Raw genomic sequence first — 18,408 nt, 5'->3', positions numbered from 1 at the left:
CTTTATAGTTAGAAATACGTACTATTTTTTAAAAAAAATAATAAAAATTCGGATTTTAGGTTGATAAAACTTTTAAATCTGATATAATCAAAATATAAACACGAATATTAAATCGAATTTAGATTATAATATACCGACTATTAAGGGGGAGAAAATTTTTTATGAATGAAAAAAATTCAGTGATTTATCAGTTAAATGGAAGGCCTAAGCTTAAAGAAGCTATACCATTAGGACTTCAACATGTACTTGCAATGTTTGTAGGAAATGTTACTCCATTAATTATTATTTCAGGAGCATTAGGACTAAGCCTTGATGATAAAACTATGTTAGTTCAATGTGCAATGCTAGTGTCTGGATTAGTAACATTAGTTCAGTGTTATAAATTAGGACCATTTGGAGCTAAATTGCCTATAGTTATGGGAACAAGTTTTGGATTTGTATCTGTTGCAACAGCAGTAGGAGCTAAATATGGATATGAAGGTGTTTTAGGAGCGTGTTTAGCTGGTAGTTTAATTGAAATTGTATTTGGTACATATATAAGTAGAATAAGAAAGTTCTTCCCTCCGGTAGTTACAGGGACTGTAGTTTTAGCAATTGGGATTTCCTTACTTCCAACAGGGATTAACTATTTCGCCGGTGGAATAGGGGCAAGTGATTTTGGATCATTATCAAATTTATTATTAGGAAGTATAGTATTAGTAACTGTTTTATTTTGCAAACAATACACTAAAGGAATAACTAGTATAGCTTCGATTTTAATAGGACTTATAGTAGGATATATAGTAGCTATACCGATGGGCAAAATAGATTTTTCTCAAATTTCAAGCATGGCACTTATTTCTATTCCGATGCCATTCCAATTTGGATTTGAATTTCACATAGATGCAATATTTGCATTTGTATGCATGTTTATAGTTTCTGGAGTTGAAACTGTTGGGGATATAACAGCTATTACACATTCAGGTGTAGGGCGTGATGCTACAGATGAGGAAATATCAGGTGGAGTTATGGCAGATGGATTTGGAAGTGTTATTGCAGCATTATTTAACTCAATGCCAACTACTTCATTTGGACAAAATGTAGGTCTTATAGCTATGACTAAAGTTATAAATAGAAATGTAGTTGGAATAGGTGCTGGATTTTTAATATTGGCAGCAATTTTCCCTAAATTTGGAGCATTAATATCTTTAATGCCAGCTAGTGTATTAGGAGGAGCTAGTGTAATGATGTTTGCAATGATTGCAGTAAGTGGAATAAAACTTATAACATCAGAACCTTTAAATAATAGAAATAGTACAATAGTTGCAGTTGCATTAGGACTTGGCGTAGGATTAACATTAGTTCCAGGTGTTTTATCTCAAATGCCAGAGCCTATACAATTAATATTTGGGGATTCAGGACTTATAGTAGTTGCTATAATAGCTATATTCCTAAATATGGTGTTACCACAAGAAAAATCCGAGGTAAACAATAAAATAGAAGTTGGTAATTCGAGTACACAAGCTTCATAAACATAGATTAGTAAAATTAAAACAAGTGAACCTCCTAAAAATTATTTCATATTATTTAATTAGAAATAAATTTTAGGAGGTTTTTTATGGAAACATCAATTCACACAATAGCTAGTAATAATTTACTAATACTATTTGCTATAGTTGCTATAACAGGGATATTATGTAGTAAGCTAAGTGAGAGAATAAATATTCCTGATGTTGTATTATTTTTGATTGCTGGGATAATTATTGGACCATCATTTTTTAAGTTTATTGATATAAGTTCATATCAAATTGAAAATCAATTAATTTTAACTTTTGGATCAGCATTTATACTTTACTTAGGTGGAAAAGAGATAAGTTTGAAAGTTTTAAAAAATGTTAAAGTTACGGTGTTACTATTATCAACATTAGGTGTTTTAGTATCAGCATTTATAATGAAACAAATAATTGGATTATCATTTGAAATAAGTTCAATTTCAGCATTACTTGCAGGTGCTATAATAGCATCTACAGATCCTGCAACATTAGTGCCTATTTTTAATAGTGTAAAAATTAAAGATAAGGTAAAACAAACTGTAATAAGTGAGTCAGCATTTAATGATGCAACAGGAGCTATTTTAACTTCAGCAGTAATTACTATAATTTTATCAGGTAAATTTTCGTTTCAAGAAAATATTTATAAATTAAGCATAATGATTATTCTTGGAGTTATAGTAGGTGTAATTACTGGAATTTTACTATTGAAATTAATAAGTGATAAGCCTTATGGAGTATTAAGGGAATTTGCACCTATAGTATCTGTTTTATCAGTTATAATCTCCTATGAAGTAGCTACTAAATTAGGTGGCAGTGGATATATGGCATGTTTCATAGTAGGAATTATAAATGGAAATAAGAAAAATTTTAAAATTTGGTTAACTCAAAGGTCATACGATACTGATTTAAATGTTGTAGAAACTTTAGGAACAGTATGTAGAATGATGATATTTATAATTTTAGGAAGCCAAGTTAATTTACATGTTTTAATGAAATATTTATTACCGTCATTACTTGTTGTTGTAGGACTTATTTTTGTAGCAAGACCAATAAGTGTACTTATATGCACAATATTTGATAAAAAAGCTAAATGGTCTAGAAATGAAATTCTTTTTATGATGTGGGTAAGAGAAACTGGAGTAATTCCAGCTGCTCTTTGCGGTATAATTACAACTATGAAAATACCTGGTTATGAAATTATTTCATCCATTGTATTTATGACAATACTTATAACTTTGATAATTCAGGGAAGTACAACTAAATATATAGCTGGAAAATTAGGATTATTAGAAGAAGGATAACATATAATTTACTATTAGGTTAATTTAGGTATAAAAATTTAAATGGATTTTTATACCTAAATTTAAGAAATAATTAAATTATTTTAATAAAAGTAAAACAATAAAGTGTGATATAATTAAAAAAATTATATAGATTAATAAAATAACTTGCATAATTAAAGAGGGAGGAACAGTATGTTTACACTTACTGATATAGTACAGCCAAACACATTAGAAGAAGCATACTCAATATTGACTAAGAGGAAAAATAATCAAATTCTTGGAGGTACAGCATTTCTAAGAATGGGGAAAAAAAGAATAGGTACAGGAATTGAACTTTCCAACCTTAATTTAGATTATATAAAAGAAGATGACAATTTTATAGAAATTGGAGCTATGACGACTTTAAGAAGTTTAGAAACTAGTGAAATTATAAAAAATAATTTTAAAATATTAACTGATTCAGTTAGAGATATAATAGGGGTTCAATTTAGAAATGTAGTTACAGTTGGAGGTAGCGTATTTTCAAAATATGGATTTTCTGATTTAATAGTAGCGCTTCTTTGTTTAGATACAGAAGTAGAAACGTTTAAAGGTGGAAGAATAAGTTTAGATGAGTTTTTAAATAAGAATTATGAAAAAGACATATTAACTAAAATATATATAAATAAAAATAATAAAAATGCAGTTTATAAGTCTATGAGAAATGCTAAAAGTGATTATCCAATACTAAATGTATCTGTATCTAAATTAGATAATAAATTTAAGATATGTATAGGCGCAAGACCTCAAAGAGCAAAAGTAGCTATAGAAGCTAGTCAATTTTTATCTAATAATCAATTAAATGATGAAAATATAGAAAAAGCTATAGATTTAATAAAAAATGATATTGAATTTGGAACAAATATGAGAGCATCTAAAGAATATAGAGAACAAATAAGTAAAGTATTAGTCAAAAGAGCAATCATGGAGGTTACAAAATGTTAGTAGAACTTAATGTAAATGGGAAAAAGAGAAAAGTTGATATAGAGCCAGAAGAATATTTAGTAGATAGCTTAAGAAAATTAGGAAATTTAAGTGTTAAAAGAGGATGTGACACAGGATGTTGTGGGCTTTGCTCTGTATGGATAAATAAAAGACCTACATTATCATGTGCAACTTTAACAGTTAGAGCATTAAATAAAGAAATTACAACTATAGAAGGCTTAGAAAAAGAAGCTAGTGAATTTGCAAAAATATTAGTTAGCGAAGGTGCGGAACAGTGTGGATTCTGCTCTCCTGGATTTATAATGACAGTTATAGCTATGAAAGAAGAATTAAGTAATCCTACAGAAGAGGAGATAATACACTATCTAACTGGTAATTTATGCAGATGTACAGGATATATGGGACAATTAAGAGCAATCAAAAGTTATCTGGGGGTAAAATAAATGATGAAAATAGTTGGAAAAGGAATACATAAAATAGATGGAATGTCTATAGCTACAGGTAAGCCTGTATATACTGATGATTTAGCAGCAAAAGATGCACTAGTTGTTAAAATTTTAAGAAGTCCTCATGCTTATGCAAAGATAAAAAATATTGATACGTCTAGGGCTTTAATGGTTGATGGTGTAGAGTGTGTATTAACTTATAAAGATGTACCTAACAATAGATTTACACTAGCTGGACAATCATACCCAGAACCATCACCATATGATAGATTGATACTTGAAGATACAGTTAGATATGTTGGCGATGAAGTAGCTATAATTGCAGCTATAGATGAAAAAACTGCAGTAAAAGCTATGAAAATGATAAAAGTTGAATATGAAGTTTTAAAGCCTATAATAGATATGGAAGATGCAATTGACAATGAAATGTTAGTTCATGATGAAGACAGACACTGCAATTTTGACATAGGTATGGAAAGAGAAAGAAATATAGTATCAAAACATTTGTATGAAAAGGGAAATATAGAAGAAGAACTTGAAAAGTGTGATGTTGTAATCGAAGAAACATATTATACACAAGCTCAAGCTCATGCAATGATGGAAACTTATAGAGCATACAACTATTTAGACCATACAGGTAGATTAGTTGTAGTAAGTTCTACACAAATTCCATTTCACGTAAGAAGACACTTATCAAGAGCATTGAATATACCTTCAAGTAAAATAAGAGTTATAAAGCCTAGGATAGGCGGAGGATTTGGAGGAAAACAAACTGCATGTGTTGAAATATTCTCTGCAATTGTAACTTTAAAAACAGGAAAACCTGCAAAAATAATTTATGATAGAAAAGAAACATTTAACTGTTCTACAAGTAGACATGCAATGAAGTTATATGTAAAGATTGGAGCAACAAAAGACGGAATAATAAAAGTTATAGATATAGATGCTTTATCTGATACGGGAGCATATGGAGAACATGCTTCAACAACTTTTGGGTTAGTAGGAGAAAAAACTATGCCTATGTACAATAAGCTTACAGCATCTAGATTCAAAGGAAATGTAGTATATACAAATAAAATGCCAGCTGGAGCGCTTAGAGGGTATGGGGCTACACAAGGGTGTTTTGCAGTAGAATCAACTATAAACATGTTAGCACATAAATTAAATATGGATCTTACAGAAATAAGACTTAAAAATATAGTAAAAGAAGGCGAAACTAGTTTTGCTTATGATAAAACTTTAAATAGTGTAGATTTAGTAAAATGTATAAATAAAGGTAAAGAACTTATAAAATGGGATGAAAAATATCCTTCGAAAAAATTAGAAAATGGAAAAGTTAGAAGTGTTGGAATGGGACTTACTATGCAAGGATCAGGTATAGCAGGTATTGATACAGCTAGTGTGGAAATAAAATTAAATGATGATGGCAATTACACATTAATGGTAGGGTCTACAGATATGGGAACTGGAAGTGACACTATTTTAGCACAAATGGCATGTGAAATATTAGAAACTACAATGGATAAAATTACTGTTATATCAGCTGATACTGATGTAGTACCATATGATCCGGGATCTTATGCATCATCTACAACTTATGTCACAGGAATGGCTGTTGTTAAAGCTTCCAACATACTTCGTGACAAGATAATAGATATAGGGGCTAAGAGACTTGGAATAGACAAAGAATACACTGAATTTGACGGTGAGTATGTATATAGTGAGCACAATAGAATATCAGTATTTGATATAGCGGTTGATTTTACAGTTGGACCAGAAAAAGAACAGTTAGTAGGCTATGCATCTCATGGTAGCGAAGTATCACCTCCTCCATTTATAGCTGGGTTTGTTGAAACAGAGATGGATTTAGAAACAGGTAAATATGAAGTTATTGATTATGTTGCTGTTGTAGATTGTGGTACTGTTATAAATAAAAACTTAGCGAAGATACAGGTTGAAGGGGGTATAGTTCAAGGTATAGGAATGGCTATGTTTGAAGAAGTTAGACATACAGATGACGGACACATGGATACAAATACATTTATGCAATACAAAATACCTGCTAGATGTGATGTCGGAAATGTCATTGTAGATTTTGTAGAAACTAATGAACCAACAGGTCCATTTGGAGCGAAATCAGTAGGAGAAGTTGTTATAAACACACCACTACCGGCTATACAAGAATCTGTATATAATGCTTGTGGAGTTAGAGTTAATACGCTTCCTATAACACCTGAGAAGGTATTTATGGAAATGAATAAATAAAAGTTAGGATAATTATCCTAACTTTTTTACGCTTAAGGAAATTTTACTTAACTAAGTTTTGTGGATAACTTATGTAACATAGCTATATAAATGTTTTGGTGAAAGTAAAAAATGATATTTTGAGCAACGGACGGAGTCGTTGGCGACATGAGCGAAGCGAATTTTTTATTGATTATATAAAATTAACTATATATTAAAAGGTTTGAAATTATTTTTATCGAATTTATAATAAATTGAAAAATTAAATGAGGGATATTATGAGGAATGAAGAGAATATAATTAAATCAAGTTTAAAAATTAATACAAAAACAAGTTTACTTAAAGATCTAAAAGCTATGGGAGTTAAAGAAGGTATGACAATTATAGTACACTCATCTCTAAGTTCGATTGGATGGGTTTGTGGAGGGCCTATATCTGTTATAGATGCTCTTTTAGAGGCTGTAGGAGAAAATGGCAATATAGTTATGCCTAGTCATACTGGAGACTATTCTGACCCAATATATTGGTGCAATCCACCTGTTCCTGAAAGCTGGCATGAAATTATAAAAGATGAAATGCCCGCTTTTAATAAATTAACAACTCCATGTAGAGGAATGGGAATAATAGCACAAACTTTTATAAGTTATGAAGGAGTAACAAGAAGTAATCATCCGCAAGTTTCATTTAGTGCTTATGGAAAAGATAAAGAATTTATAACAAATAACCATAGTTTAGAATATGGATTATCAGAAAAATCACCATTAGCTAGAATTTACGATTTAGACGGATATGTTCTTCTATTAGGTGTACCTTATGAAAATAATACATCATTTCATTTAAGTGAGTATAGGAGTAATTGCAGAGAAACATTTATATCAGGAGCACCTATACTAGAAAATGGAATGAGAGTATGGAAAGAATTCGAAGATTTAGAAGTAGATTCTGATTGTTTTGGATATATTGGAGAAGTTTTTGAAAATAATCACAAGGTTATAAACTATAAAATAGGAAATGCAAATTGTAAATTGATGTCTCAGAGAGAATGTGTAGATTTTGCTACGAAATTTTTATCTAAATCTAAATAATTAAAATATGTAATATTAAGAAAATTGTGTTAATGATGTGCTATAATAGTATTATCAATAAGAAAATGGGGGATATGTATGAAAAATTTAGACTTAAGCAAACTAAGTTTAGTAACAGATTTTAACTTAGTCAATAGCTTAATAGCTATGACACAAGTATACAAAGATATAGAGCCTAAAGATATACCAAGAATAGAGGAGTACATACAAAGTAAATTTACGGATCAACAGTTGCTTGAAATTGGGATGGAGATAGTTAAAAATAAGGAAAATAAAATGAGTTTTGATGAAATAAAAGTTATAGCAGAAAAAAGATTAAATGAATACATGGATAAAAAAGAAGCTGAAAGAGAACTTGTTAAAAATGTATAAATAAAAACAAAAAAGGATGATTTCAATAAAACTTGAAACATCCTTTTTATTTTTATTATTGAATTGTAGTATTTACATCATTATCATCATAGCTTACCCAATCACTAAAACTTCCAGAGTAAACTTTATGCTTTATTCCGCTTTCGCTAAGTGCTAAACTGTTAGGACAAGCAGTTATACCAGATCCGCAATAAACTATAACCTCGTCAAACTCATTCAACTTTTCAAAGTGTTTTTTTAAATCTTCTACAGATTTTATATTTACGCTATCATCATTTTTTTCTAATATATCCATCCAAAAATAATTCATCGCACTAGGAATATGACCAGCTTTTCTATCTACAGGTTCAAATTCACCTAGGTATCTTTTATGTTCTCTAGAGTCTATTATAGCAACCCCGTCTTTATATAATCTTTCTTTTACATAGTTCATATCAACTCTCATTGAATCATTTACATTAACTACAAACTCTCCATTTTTAGAAACTGTAGGAACTTCATTATTAGTATCTCCACCAATTTCAATGAATGCATTTATTCCACCGTCTAAAACATATACCTTATCATGACCTAGATACTTTAAAGTCCACCATAGTCTAGATGGACCAGCTAAATCTCCTTCATCATAGCAAACAACTACTGAATTATTATTTATACCTAAGTTTTCAAAAGTGCTTTTTAATTCGTCTACAGTAGGAAGTGGATGTCTACCTCCATGTTCTTGAACTTTACTAGATAATTCAGTTTCTATATCAATTCTAACTGCACCTTTTATATGATTTTTTTCATAACTTTTTTTACCATATTCTTTATCCATTAAGTCAAATCTACAATCGACAATAACTAGATTTTCATTATTTAAATTTTCTTTTAACCATTTAGCATTAACTAAGTTTGTCATAAACACCCTCCAAAATATTAAAATTTATGTAATTGTTTTCACAACTTATGTAAATAATATATACTTAGATTGAGTAATTTTCAATAGTTTATGAAATTTACTTAAAATACAGAAAATAATAACTTTTTAATATCTGAAAAAAACGTTTAACTAATTTGTTTTAATATGTTAGAATATGGGTAAAGAAGAAATATTGTATACCACATACATCAATATAATTAAAGGGACAATTAGGAGGCAAAAATATGAAATTTTCTTCAAGAATAAAATCAGTAGAAGCTTCAACTATAATGGAGCTATTAACTTATGCAGCACAAGCTAAAAAACAAGGGAAAAAAGTATATCATTTAAATATAGGACAACCAGATATTAAAACTCCGGAAAACTTTTTCGAGGCAATAGCTAACAACAAAGAAGAAGTTTTAGAGTACGCTTTATCAGAAGGTTTACATGAACTTAGAGAAGCAATACAAAAATACTACAGAGAATACGATATAAACTTTGATTTAGAAGATATATTAATATTAAACGGTGGTAGTGAAGCTTTATTCTTTACAATGTTAACTATATGTAATGAAGGGGACAATATATTAGTACCTGAACCATTCTATTCAAACTATAATAGTTTTGCAAATGCAGTTGGAGTTGAAATAAAGCCAATAACTACTTTTGCTGAAAACGGATTCCACTTACCTTCTAAAGAGGAAATCGTATCTAAGATAGATGGAAATACTCGTGCTATATTATTCTCAAATCCAGGAAACCCAAGTGGAGTAGTTTATACTAAAGAAGAAATAGACATGATATCTGATATAGCTAAAGAACATGAGTTATGGATAATAGCAGATGAAGTTTATAGAGAGTTTGTATATGAGGGAGACTACACTAGTTTAGGAAATGTTAAAGAAGTAGAAGATAGAGTTATAATAGTAGACAGTGTATCTAAAAGATATAGTGCATGTGGATCTAGAATAGGTTCTTTAGCTTCTAAAAACAAAGAATTTATGGGTGAAATATTAAAACTTTGTCAAGCTAGATTATCAGTTCCTACATTAGAGCAAATTGGAGCAGTAGAACTTTACAAAACTCCAAATTCTTACTTAACAGAAGTAAATGAAGAGTATAGAGAAAGAAGAGATGTTTTATACAATGAGCTTGTAAAAGTTCCTGGTGTTATATGTAAAAAGCCAACAGGAGCATTCTATATAGTAGCTAAGTTACCGGTTAAGAGTGCTGATGATTTTGTTAAATGGATGCTAAGCGATTTTGAAATCGATGGAGAGACAGTAATGCCTTGTCCTGCTGAAGGATTCTATAAGACTAAAGGTCTTGGAGTTGACGAGATAAGACTTGCTTATATATTAAATAAAGAAGACTTATCAAAAGCAGCTAAGATATTAAAAGAAGGATTAGAAGCTTACTTAAAATTAGATAGATAATAAATAAATGCAAAAAAAAGACCTATACTAAGTGTATAGGTCTTTTTAATTTTAATAATGATTTATAATTTGTTAATTATAGAGAATAGTAATAGTTATATATACAAATTTATATAATAGATTTAATATAGGGGTGGAAATTTGAAATTTGAATTATGTTTACAAGTTTTGTGTGGAGTATTTTGGATTATAGCTTATATATTGATAATACATAAAAGCTTTAAAGATAAAACTTATGGAATACCTTTATTTGCGCTAAGTCTTAATCTAGCTTGGGAGTTTACTTTTAGTTTTATATATCCTCCAGGAGATTTGCTTTTTGCAAAGATAATATTTTTAACTTGGTTATTACTTGATTTAATAATATTATATACTTTTTTCAAATATGGATATAAATCTAGGAAATATATAGGTATTATAAGTAAAAAATCACTATACATTTTTACTGTATTTATTTTAGTTTGTTCAATATTATTTATGATTTTATCTGTAAATGATTTTTCTATATTATTTAATAATGATATAACTCAAACATCTGGGTTTATTGCAAATATACAAAACTTAATAATGTCTATATTGTTTGTAAGTATGCTTTTGAATAGAGGAAATACTTCAGGTCAGTCTATTTATATAGCTATATTCAAATGGATGGGAACATTGACGGTTGCTATCTTAAAATTTACTAATATGCTACCATCAATAACTACTGAATTATTTATAATAGCTTTAATTCAATTCTTTGATATACTATACATTTATTTGATCTATAAATTTTCAAAGACAAAAAATGCTTTAAATTAAGTATAAAATAAGATATAAACTCTTATGAAACTTGAAAAACTTATAGGATTAATATAAAATTTAAAATATGTAAAATAAAATTCAGGGAGGGATGAGTATGTATAAGGATAGTTTTAATGAGGGAGTAAATAGACTTGGAACAAATGCTGTTAAATATGATAAATACAAAGAAAATTTCAATACAAATGAAGATGACATAATTCCTATGTGGATTGCAGATATGGATTTTAAAACTTGTGATGAAATAACTAAAGCATTACAAAATAAACTATCTACAGGAAATTTAGGATATGATACAGTTAATGGTTATTATGAATCTGTTGTAAAATGGATGAGAAATAGACATAATGTAGATATAAATGTTGAAGATGTAGTATACACTCCAGGAGTAGTAACTGCTATAAATTTCTTACTGAAAATTTTAATAAAAGAAAATGATAAGGTATTAGTTCAATCTCCTGTTTACCATTCATTTTTTAGAGTATTAAATGAAAATAAATGTGATGTAGTTCAAAGTGAATTATTTATAAAAGATAATAGATATGAAATAGATTTTGATGAGTTTGAAAATAAAATATCTACAGGTGTTAAAGTTCTTATATTATGCAATCCTCATAATCCGATAGGAAGAGTATGGATTAAAGAAGAACTAGAAAGAATGGTAGAAATATGTGAAAGTTATAAAGTTTTTATAATAAGTGATGAAATACATTCAGATCTAGTATTTAAGGGATATAAACATACTTCATTGACAACAGTAGCACCTTATTATAAAGATAACATAGTAACTTTAACAGCTCCTAGTAAAACGTTTAACTTAGCTGGGTTGTATATTTCAAATGCTATTATAACTGATGAAAAATTAAGAAGCAGATATAAAGAACTATTCAGTGCAACTCCTAATGTTTTAGGTGCGGAGGCTTTAATTGCAGCATATAACAAAGGAGAAACATGGCTTGAAGAGTTGCTTGAATATATAGAAAGTAACTATAATTATGTATTAAAATTTATAAATGAAAATGTACCTAAAATTAAAGTAATAAAGCAAGAAGGAACATTTTTAACTTGGTTAGACTGTAGAGAATTGGGATTATCGGATGAAGAATTAGAAAGATTTTTCCTTGAAAAGGCTAAATTAGCACTAAGTACTGGAACAGCTTTTGGAAAAGGTGGCAGTGGATTTATGAGAATGAATATAGGGTGCCCGATATCTACTGTTAAAGAAGCTTTAGAAAGATTAAAAAATGCAGTAGATAATATGTAAATTTGGAGGTAAGTATGCTAGAACAATTGCTAGAGATAAAGGAAAATGACGTTATAACTGTTGTTGGAGCTGGAGGCAAAACATCTTTGATAACTTATCTAAGTAAACAACTCTCTAGTGAATATAGTGTTTTACTAACTACTACAACAAAAATATATATTCCAAAATCAAGTGACTATAACAATATTATACTAACTGATAAGAGTAATACCTTTATCTTAGATAAAGGTATTACTCTTTGTGGTAAATATATAAATGAAGAAAATAAAGTAGTTGGATTAAACTATGAAAAGCTAGATGAATTTATAAATAAGTTTGATATAAGTTTAATTGAAGGTGATGGATCAAAAAGAAAAAAGTTAAAGGGATGGAGATATGATGAGCCTTTAGTTCATCCTAAAACAACTAAAAATATTGGAGTTTTAGATATAACTGCATACGATATGTATATAAGTAATAAATATATACATAGATTAGATGAATTTTTAAAAATTTGTGGAGAAGTAGAAAGCAGAATTACTTTAGAAAATCTTAAAAACATAGTTCTAAATAGAAATGGATTATTTAAAAATTCAATTGGAGAAAAAGTATTATTTATAAATAAAGTAGATAATGAAAAAAGGGAAAAATTAGCTTATAAGCTTATTAGCATGATAAAGAAAGAAGATGAAAGTATAAAAATAATATATGGAAGTTTAATCAAAAACTTTTATAAGGAAGGTTAATATGATTAGTGCTATAGTAATGGCTTCTGGATTCTCGAGAAGAATGGGAAAAAACAAATTATTAATGGATTTCAATGGAAAAACAATAATAGAAAATACGTTTGAAGCTTTAAAAAAATGTGACTTTAAAGAAGTTATAGTGGTCAGTCAGTATAAAGAAGTTTTAAAAATTGCAAAAAAATATCAATTTAAATTTGTATTAAATGATAATGCGCAGATAGGTCAAAGTGAATCTATAAAGTTAGGGGTAAGAAATAGTGGTAAATGCGATGGATATATGTTTTTTGTAGGAGATCAGCCATTAATAAACAATGATGATGTAAAAGAACTTATTAATGAATTTAGAGAAAACAAAGAATATATAGTTATACCAATATATGATAATAAAACTGGGAATCCAGTTATATTTCCAAAATGTTTAAAAAATAATTTATTAAGTTTAAAAAATGATGAAAAAGGTAAAAAAGTTATTAATGAATATGATAAAATAAAGTATGTAAATGTAAGTAAATACACACTTTTAGATGTGGATACAAAAGTAGATTATGAAAACTTAAAAAAATTAAAAGGCAACTAGGGGAGGGTATATGAAACAAATAAAAACAGTTGATGCCATAGGACATGTGTTATGTCATGATATAACGCAAATAATACCTGGTGAATTTAAGGGAAGAGCATTTAAAAAAGGTCATGTAGTAAAAGAAGAAGATATAGAAAAACTTTTATCATTAGGAAAAGATCATCTATATGTATTTGAAAATGTTGAAGGTATGGTGCATGAAAATGATGGAGCTATATTCTTAAAAGATTTAACGGCAGGCGAAAATTTAGAATTCAGTGAAATCAAAGAAGGAAAAATAGACTTTATATCTACAGTTGATGGTCTTTTGAAAATAGACATTGAAAGACTATTCAAGCTAAACTGTATTGATGATATAATGATGTCAACTTTACACAACAATTACAAAGTACATAAGGGTCTTAAAGTTGCAGGAACAAGAGTTATACCTTTAATGGTAGAACAAGAGAAGCTAGATAAAGCTAAACTTGTTGTAGGAGACGAAAAATTAATAAAAGTTGTTCCATTTAAGAAAAAGAAAGTAGGAATAGTAACTACAGGTAATGAAGTTTATTACAAGAGAATTGTAGATAAATTTGGACCTATAATGAAAGATAAAATGGATTCTTATGGATGCGAAGTATTAGGACAGATAGTTTGTCCAGATAACACGGAAATGATTAAAGATGCAATAGATAACTTTTTAAATCAAGGTGCAGATATTATACTTTGCACAGGTGGAATGAGTGTAGATCCAGATGACTTAACTCCGGCAGCTATAAAAATGTCTGGAGCTGAGATTGTAACATATGGTTCACCTATACTTCCTGGGGCTATGTTTTTACTAAGTTATAAAAAAGACACAGCGATTCTTGGTATACCAGGGTGCGCGATGTATGCGAAAACTACTGTTTTAGATGTGGTATTACCGAGAATTTTAATAGATGAGAAATTAACAAAAGAAGATATAGCAAGATATGGGCATGGAGGTCTTTGCATGAGCTGCGATATATGTACATATCCTGCTTGTAACTTTGCTAAATAGATATAAAACATAGAAAGGGCTCTTAAATAGATACCTTTCTATGTTTTTTGTGTAATTTCAACTTATACAGAATAAACTTATTGATTCTATAGAGTTGACTAAGTTACAATTTTGTTATATCATTAGAAGAGTTGTAAAATTTTATAAATTTTAGTAGTAGAAAGGAAATATGCGAATGTTACAAGTTACTAATGTAGGACTTAGATTTGGTGATAAAGAGTTATTCAAAGATGTTAACTTAAAATTCACTAAAGGAAATTGTTACGGGATAATAGGAGCTAATGGTGCAGGAAAATCAACTTTCCTTAAAATATTAGCTGGTGATATAGAAGCAAATACTGGAAATGTATCTATAACTGAAAAAGAAAGAATGTCAGTTCTTAGACAGGACCACTTCAAATACGAAGAAAACACAGTTTTAGATGTTGTTATAATGGGACATGCTAGACTATACGAAATAATGAAAGAAAAAGATGAATTATACATGAAGCCAGACTTCTCAGAAGAAGATGGTATAAAAGCTGCTGAACTTGAAGGTGAGTTTGCTGAACTTGATGGATGGGATGCAGAAACTAATGCAGAAAAATTATTAATGGGTCTTGGTATAACTAAAGATGTTCATTACAAGCAAATGAAGGAATTAACAGGTGGAGATAAAGTTAAGGTATTATTAGCTCAAGCTTTATTTGGTAAGCCAGAAATACTAATAATGGACGAACCTACAAACCACTTAGACTTCCAATCAATAAACTGGTTAAATAACTTCATAATGGATTTAGAAGATTCTATAGTTATAGTTGTATCACATGATAGACACTTCTTAAACCAAATATGTACAAACATAGTTGACGTTGACTTTGGTAAAATACAAATGTATGTTGGTAACTATGATTTCTGGTATGAGTCAAGCCAATTAGCATTACAATTAGCTAAAGATCAAAACAAAAAAGCTGAAGAAAAAATAGCTCAATTAAAAGAGTTCATCGCAAGATTCAGTTCAAATGCTTCTAAAGCTAAGCAAGCAACTTCAAGAAAGAAACAATTAGATAAGTTAGAAGTAGAAGATATACAACCATCAAGAAGAAGATACCCTTATGTAGGATTTACTCCTGAAAGAGAAATAGGAAACGAAGTTTTAGAAGTAAATAACTTAACTAAGACTGTAGATGGAGTTAAAGTATTAGACAACGTATCTTTCAGATTAGATAGAGAAGATAAAGTAGCATTCTTAGGAGATGAGATAGCTATAACTACATTATTCAACATAATAATGGGTGAAGATACAGCTGATAGTGGAGATTTCAAATGGGGAGTAACAACTTCTCAAAGTTACCTTCCTAAAAACCACAATAAATACTTTGATGGTGTAGAATACTCATTAGTTGACTGGTTAAGACAATACTCTGAAGAAAAGAGTGAAAGTTTCATAAGAGGATTCTTAGGTAGAATGTTATTCTCTGGAGAAGAAGCTTTAAAAGAAGCTCAAGTTTTATCTGGAGGAGAAAAAGTTAGATGTATGTTATCTAAGTTAATGTTATCTAACGCTAACGTTTTAGTATTAGATGATCCAACTAACCACTTAGACTTAGAGAGTATAACTTCTGTAAATAAAGGTTTAGAGAAGTTCTCAGGAGTATTAGTATTTAACTCTCATGACCAAGAGATGATACAAACTCTTGCAAATAGAATAATAGAGATAACTCCTAACGGAATAATGGATAGAAAAACTACTCTTGATGAGTATTTAGATAATAAAGAAATACAAAAGCAATTAAAAGAAATGTACGGAGATGCAAAGAAATAATTGCTAATGATTATTTAAAGGCACTTAATGTGTATTAGACAGTATTAAAACTTAATAATATAGGTTTTGGAATACCTTTTATATTTGATAAGATGAAGAACGTCAATGTTCTACTTTTTCAAATATAGGAGGTATTTTTTTAGAATTAGTGTAAAATTATGGTATAATATTGGTTAAAAAATTATAGAAAGAGGTAATATTTTTGATTTTGTGATATACTTGTAATATGGTAGAACTTTCAAAACTGTAAAATATTCAATCAGAGTTGTTTCTATTCACAAGCCAATTAGGGGGGTTACTGGGAACAGAAACTGAAGATTAATTTAAGTGGAGAGTAGTTCGTAGATAAAAAAATATTTAAAGAAAAAAGGGGGATTTAACTTGGCTAAAATTGTAATTAAAAGTGAAATTTTAGAAATGATGCTTTATATTTGGGATTCAGTACATCAAAAGGAAAAGATAGCAGATTCATTTTTTATAGGACTATCGGATGAAACGGATATGAAATATCTATATGATGAAGACTTTACAAAGGAATCTGTAAGAAAGGTACTTTCTGCAATTTCAAACAGAGAACTTCTGAATAAACCAACAAAAAAGGAAAGTAGATACTGGAATAAACATATGTGGATGCTTGAAGATTTGGAATTTACAAATATGATGATAGCACCAGTAAAGCAGCTTAATTTAGACTATATGCAAGATAAATTAAGTAAGGAAGAATATGAGGTAATATTTATTCCAGGACATATGGATGAATATTATATTGATGAAAATAAATTAATAATCAATTTCTTTAATATTACAGTAGATTTATTTGGTGAAGGCCCAGTAACAATAGCAGGAAAACCATTTAATGAATATATAGAAGAAAAGCTTCTTAGTATGTAATTAGGAGCGATAAACATTTAAAATAAAACACTCAATTTATATTATATAGATTGAGTGTTTTTATGTTTAAAAATTATTAAAACTATCCATTTATTATTTCTCCGCCGTTTACATGTATAGTTTGACCGGTTATAAAAGATGCCTCTTCACTTGCTAAAAATACATAAGCACCTGAACACTCTATTGGTTGACCAGCTCTTTTCATTGGATTATTACTACCGAATTTTGCAACTTCTTGTTCAGAGAAGCTTGAAGGTATCAATGGAGTCCATATAGGGCCTGGAGCTACGGCATTAACTCTTATTCCTTTTGTTGCTAATTGCATAGATAAAGATCTAGTAAATGTTGTTAATGCTCCTTTAGTCATAGAGTAGTCTAATAGTGTTTCATGTCCATGATATGCAACAACAGATGTTGTATTTATTATACTATCACCACATTGTAAATGAGGCAGTACAGCTTTTGTTAGATAAAATGATCCATAGACATTAGTTTTAAAAGTTTTATCAAATTGTTCATCATCTATGTCAGTTAAGTTTTGTTGTGTGTATTGTACTGCTGAATTATTTATTAATATATTTATTTTCTTATATTCTTTTAAAGTAGCATCTACAGCCTCTTTACAAAACTTACTTTCCTTTATATCGCCTTTAATTAAAAGACATTTTCGACCTTCGTCTTCAACCTTTTTCTTTGTGACCATAGCATCATCATCTTCGTTATAGTATATTATGCTTATATCGCATCCTGATTTTGCAAAAGCAATAGAAACTGCTCTTCCTATTCCGCTATCTCCACCGCTAATGATAGCCACTTTATCTTTTAATTTATCATTTTGTTTATTATATAATGGACTGTCATATATAGGGCTTGGTGACATCTTATACTCAAGTCCTGGTTGACAATCTTGATGTTGCTTTGGAAATGAAGTTGGAAAAACCATAATCTTATTCTCCTTTTAAAATTTAGTATACGACTATGATTTCCATGTTAGTATAAATTATTCTTACTTGATACCAAGTTATATCAATGA

17 protein-coding genes are annotated in these 18,408 nt (G+C 28.9%); 15 read left to right on the top strand and 2 right to left on the bottom strand.

Annotated features, from left to right (window positions below):
* Positions 1–161: 161 nt before the first annotated feature.
* The 7 genes from GFJ41_RS04515 to GFJ41_RS04485 all read left to right on the top strand — a co-directional run bounded on the left by GFJ41_RS04515 (position 162) and on the right by GFJ41_RS04485 (position 7,946).
* On the top strand, positions 162–1,511 hold the full coding sequence (locus GFJ41_RS04515) for a uracil-xanthine permease family protein (RefSeq protein ID WP_170074713.1): 1,350 nt from the start codon (positions 162–164) through the stop codon (positions 1,509–1,511).
* An 86-nt stretch (positions 1,512–1,597) separates the two neighbouring features.
* Positions 1,598–2,833, top strand: coding sequence for a cation:proton antiporter (locus GFJ41_RS04510; RefSeq protein ID WP_170074712.1), 1,236 nt, complete (start codon positions 1,598–1,600; stop codon positions 2,831–2,833).
* A gap of 174 nt (positions 2,834–3,007) precedes the next feature.
* Entirely contained in the window at positions 3,008–3,799 is a 792-nt protein-coding gene (locus GFJ41_RS04505) for an FAD binding domain-containing protein (RefSeq protein WP_085281815.1), read from the top strand.
* Complete coding sequence (locus GFJ41_RS04500; protein WP_021431424.1) at positions 3,793–4,242, top strand: (2Fe-2S)-binding protein; 450 nt, start codon at positions 3,793–3,795, stop codon at positions 4,240–4,242. The genes GFJ41_RS04505 and GFJ41_RS04500 overlap by 7 nt, the downstream gene beginning before the upstream one ends.
* A 3-nt stretch (positions 4,243–4,245) precedes the next feature.
* Positions 4,246–6,510 (top strand): xanthine dehydrogenase family protein molybdopterin-binding subunit, encoded by a 2,265-nt coding sequence (locus GFJ41_RS04495; protein WP_170074892.1) that lies wholly within the window; start codon positions 4,246–4,248, stop codon positions 6,508–6,510.
* A gap of 257 nt (positions 6,511–6,767) precedes the next feature.
* Positions 6,768–7,574: an AAC(3) family N-acetyltransferase gene (locus GFJ41_RS04490; protein ID WP_035115952.1), complete on the top strand. Its 807-nt coding sequence runs from the start codon at positions 6,768–6,770 to the stop codon at positions 7,572–7,574.
* 78 nt (positions 7,575–7,652) lie between these two features.
* The gene (locus GFJ41_RS04485; protein WP_035115955.1) at positions 7,653–7,946 is read left to right on the top strand and encodes a hypothetical protein; all 294 of its coding nucleotides are present in this window, start codon (positions 7,653–7,655) and stop codon (positions 7,944–7,946) included.
* A gap of 55 nt (positions 7,947–8,001) precedes the next feature.
* Here GFJ41_RS04485 and GFJ41_RS04480 read toward each other — a convergent pair whose 3' ends face one another.
* The gene (locus GFJ41_RS04480; protein WP_170074711.1) at positions 8,002–8,847 is read right to left on the bottom strand and encodes a sulfurtransferase; all 846 of its coding nucleotides are present in this window, start codon (positions 8,845–8,847) and stop codon (positions 8,002–8,004) included.
* A 245-nt stretch (positions 8,848–9,092) separates the two neighbouring features.
* Between GFJ41_RS04480 and GFJ41_RS04475 the strand changes: the two genes are divergently transcribed.
* The 8 genes from GFJ41_RS04475 to GFJ41_RS04440 all read left to right on the top strand — a co-directional run bounded on the left by GFJ41_RS04475 (position 9,093) and on the right by GFJ41_RS04440 (position 17,375).
* Positions 9,093–10,286 (top strand): pyridoxal phosphate-dependent aminotransferase, encoded by a 1,194-nt coding sequence (locus GFJ41_RS04475; protein WP_021431419.1) that lies wholly within the window; start codon positions 9,093–9,095, stop codon positions 10,284–10,286.
* 141 nt (positions 10,287–10,427) lie between these two features.
* Positions 10,428–11,087, top strand: coding sequence for a transmembrane-type terpene cyclase (locus GFJ41_RS04470; RefSeq protein WP_035115961.1), 660 nt, complete (start codon positions 10,428–10,430; stop codon positions 11,085–11,087).
* Between the two features lie 97 nt (positions 11,088–11,184).
* On the top strand, positions 11,185–12,351 hold the full coding sequence (locus tag GFJ41_RS04465) for a MalY/PatB family protein (protein WP_170074710.1): 1,167 nt from the start codon (positions 11,185–11,187) through the stop codon (positions 12,349–12,351).
* A gap of 14 nt (positions 12,352–12,365) precedes the next feature.
* The gene (yqeC, locus tag GFJ41_RS04460; RefSeq protein WP_170074709.1) at positions 12,366–13,076 is read left to right on the top strand and encodes a selenium cofactor biosynthesis protein YqeC; all 711 of its coding nucleotides are present in this window, start codon (positions 12,366–12,368) and stop codon (positions 13,074–13,076) included.
* Position 13,077: 1 nt separating this feature from the next.
* Positions 13,078–13,653 (top strand): molybdenum cofactor cytidylyltransferase, encoded by a 576-nt coding sequence (gene mocA / locus GFJ41_RS04455; protein WP_035115969.1) that lies wholly within the window; start codon positions 13,078–13,080, stop codon positions 13,651–13,653.
* Positions 13,654–13,663: 10 nt separating this feature from the next.
* Positions 13,664–14,680: a molybdopterin-binding protein gene (locus GFJ41_RS04450; protein ID WP_170074708.1), complete on the top strand. Its 1,017-nt coding sequence runs from the start codon at positions 13,664–13,666 to the stop codon at positions 14,678–14,680.
* A 175-nt stretch (positions 14,681–14,855) separates the two neighbouring features.
* On the top strand, positions 14,856–16,484 hold the full coding sequence (locus GFJ41_RS04445; protein ID WP_025162992.1) for an ABC-F family ATP-binding cassette domain-containing protein: 1,629 nt from the start codon (positions 14,856–14,858) through the stop codon (positions 16,482–16,484).
* 381 nt (positions 16,485–16,865) lie between these two features.
* Positions 16,866–17,375, top strand: a complete 510-nt coding sequence (locus GFJ41_RS04440; protein WP_035115975.1) for a TDE2712 family protein — start codon at positions 16,866–16,868, stop codon at positions 17,373–17,375.
* 82 nt (positions 17,376–17,457) lie between these two features.
* Here GFJ41_RS04440 and GFJ41_RS04435 read toward each other — a convergent pair whose 3' ends face one another.
* On the bottom strand, positions 17,458–18,318 hold the full coding sequence (locus tag GFJ41_RS04435; protein WP_035115978.1) for an SDR family oxidoreductase: 861 nt from the start codon (positions 18,316–18,318) through the stop codon (positions 17,458–17,460).
* Between the last annotated feature and the right edge of the window lie 90 nt (positions 18,319–18,408).

This window comes from Paraclostridium dentum (assembly GCF_012922555.1).
Lineage (GTDB): Bacteria > Bacillota > Clostridia > Peptostreptococcales > Peptostreptococcaceae > Paraclostridium > Paraclostridium dentum.
This window is presented reverse-complemented; position numbering and strand designations above follow the sequence as displayed.

Excerpts from the sequence above, each read along its gene's own strand:
- GFJ41_RS04515 (WP_170074713.1), top strand. The coding sequence starts at position 162 with ATGAATGAAAAAAATTCAGTGATTTATCAGTTAAATGGAAGGCCTAAG.
- GFJ41_RS04510 (WP_170074712.1), top strand. The coding sequence starts at position 1,598 with ATGGAAACATCAATTCACACAATAGCTAGTAATAATTTACTAATACTA.
- GFJ41_RS04505 (WP_085281815.1), top strand. The coding sequence starts at position 3,008 with ATGTTTACACTTACTGATATAGTACAGCCAAACACATTAGAAGAAGCA.
- GFJ41_RS04500 (WP_021431424.1), top strand. The coding sequence starts at position 3,793 with ATGTTAGTAGAACTTAATGTAAATGGGAAAAAGAGAAAAGTTGATATA.
- GFJ41_RS04495 (WP_170074892.1), top strand. The coding sequence starts at position 4,246 with ATGAAAATAGTTGGAAAAGGAATACATAAAATAGATGGAATGTCTATA.
- GFJ41_RS04490 (WP_035115952.1), top strand. The coding sequence starts at position 6,768 with ATGAGGAATGAAGAGAATATAATTAAATCAAGTTTAAAAATTAATACA.
- GFJ41_RS04485 (WP_035115955.1), top strand. The coding sequence starts at position 7,653 with ATGAAAAATTTAGACTTAAGCAAACTAAGTTTAGTAACAGATTTTAAC.
- GFJ41_RS04480 (WP_170074711.1), bottom strand. The coding sequence starts at position 8,847 with ATGACAAACTTAGTTAATGCTAAATGGTTAAAAGAAAATTTAAATAAT.
- GFJ41_RS04475 (WP_021431419.1), top strand. The coding sequence starts at position 9,093 with ATGAAATTTTCTTCAAGAATAAAATCAGTAGAAGCTTCAACTATAATG.
- GFJ41_RS04465 (WP_170074710.1), top strand. The coding sequence starts at position 11,185 with ATGTATAAGGATAGTTTTAATGAGGGAGTAAATAGACTTGGAACAAAT.
- yqeC (WP_170074709.1), top strand. The coding sequence starts at position 12,366 with ATGCTAGAACAATTGCTAGAGATAAAGGAAAATGACGTTATAACTGTT.
- mocA (WP_035115969.1), top strand. The coding sequence starts at position 13,078 with ATGATTAGTGCTATAGTAATGGCTTCTGGATTCTCGAGAAGAATGGGA.
- GFJ41_RS04450 (WP_170074708.1), top strand. The coding sequence starts at position 13,664 with ATGAAACAAATAAAAACAGTTGATGCCATAGGACATGTGTTATGTCAT.
- GFJ41_RS04445 (WP_025162992.1), top strand. The coding sequence starts at position 14,856 with ATGTTACAAGTTACTAATGTAGGACTTAGATTTGGTGATAAAGAGTTA.
- GFJ41_RS04435 (WP_035115978.1), bottom strand. The coding sequence starts at position 18,318 with ATGGTTTTTCCAACTTCATTTCCAAAGCAACATCAAGATTGTCAACCA.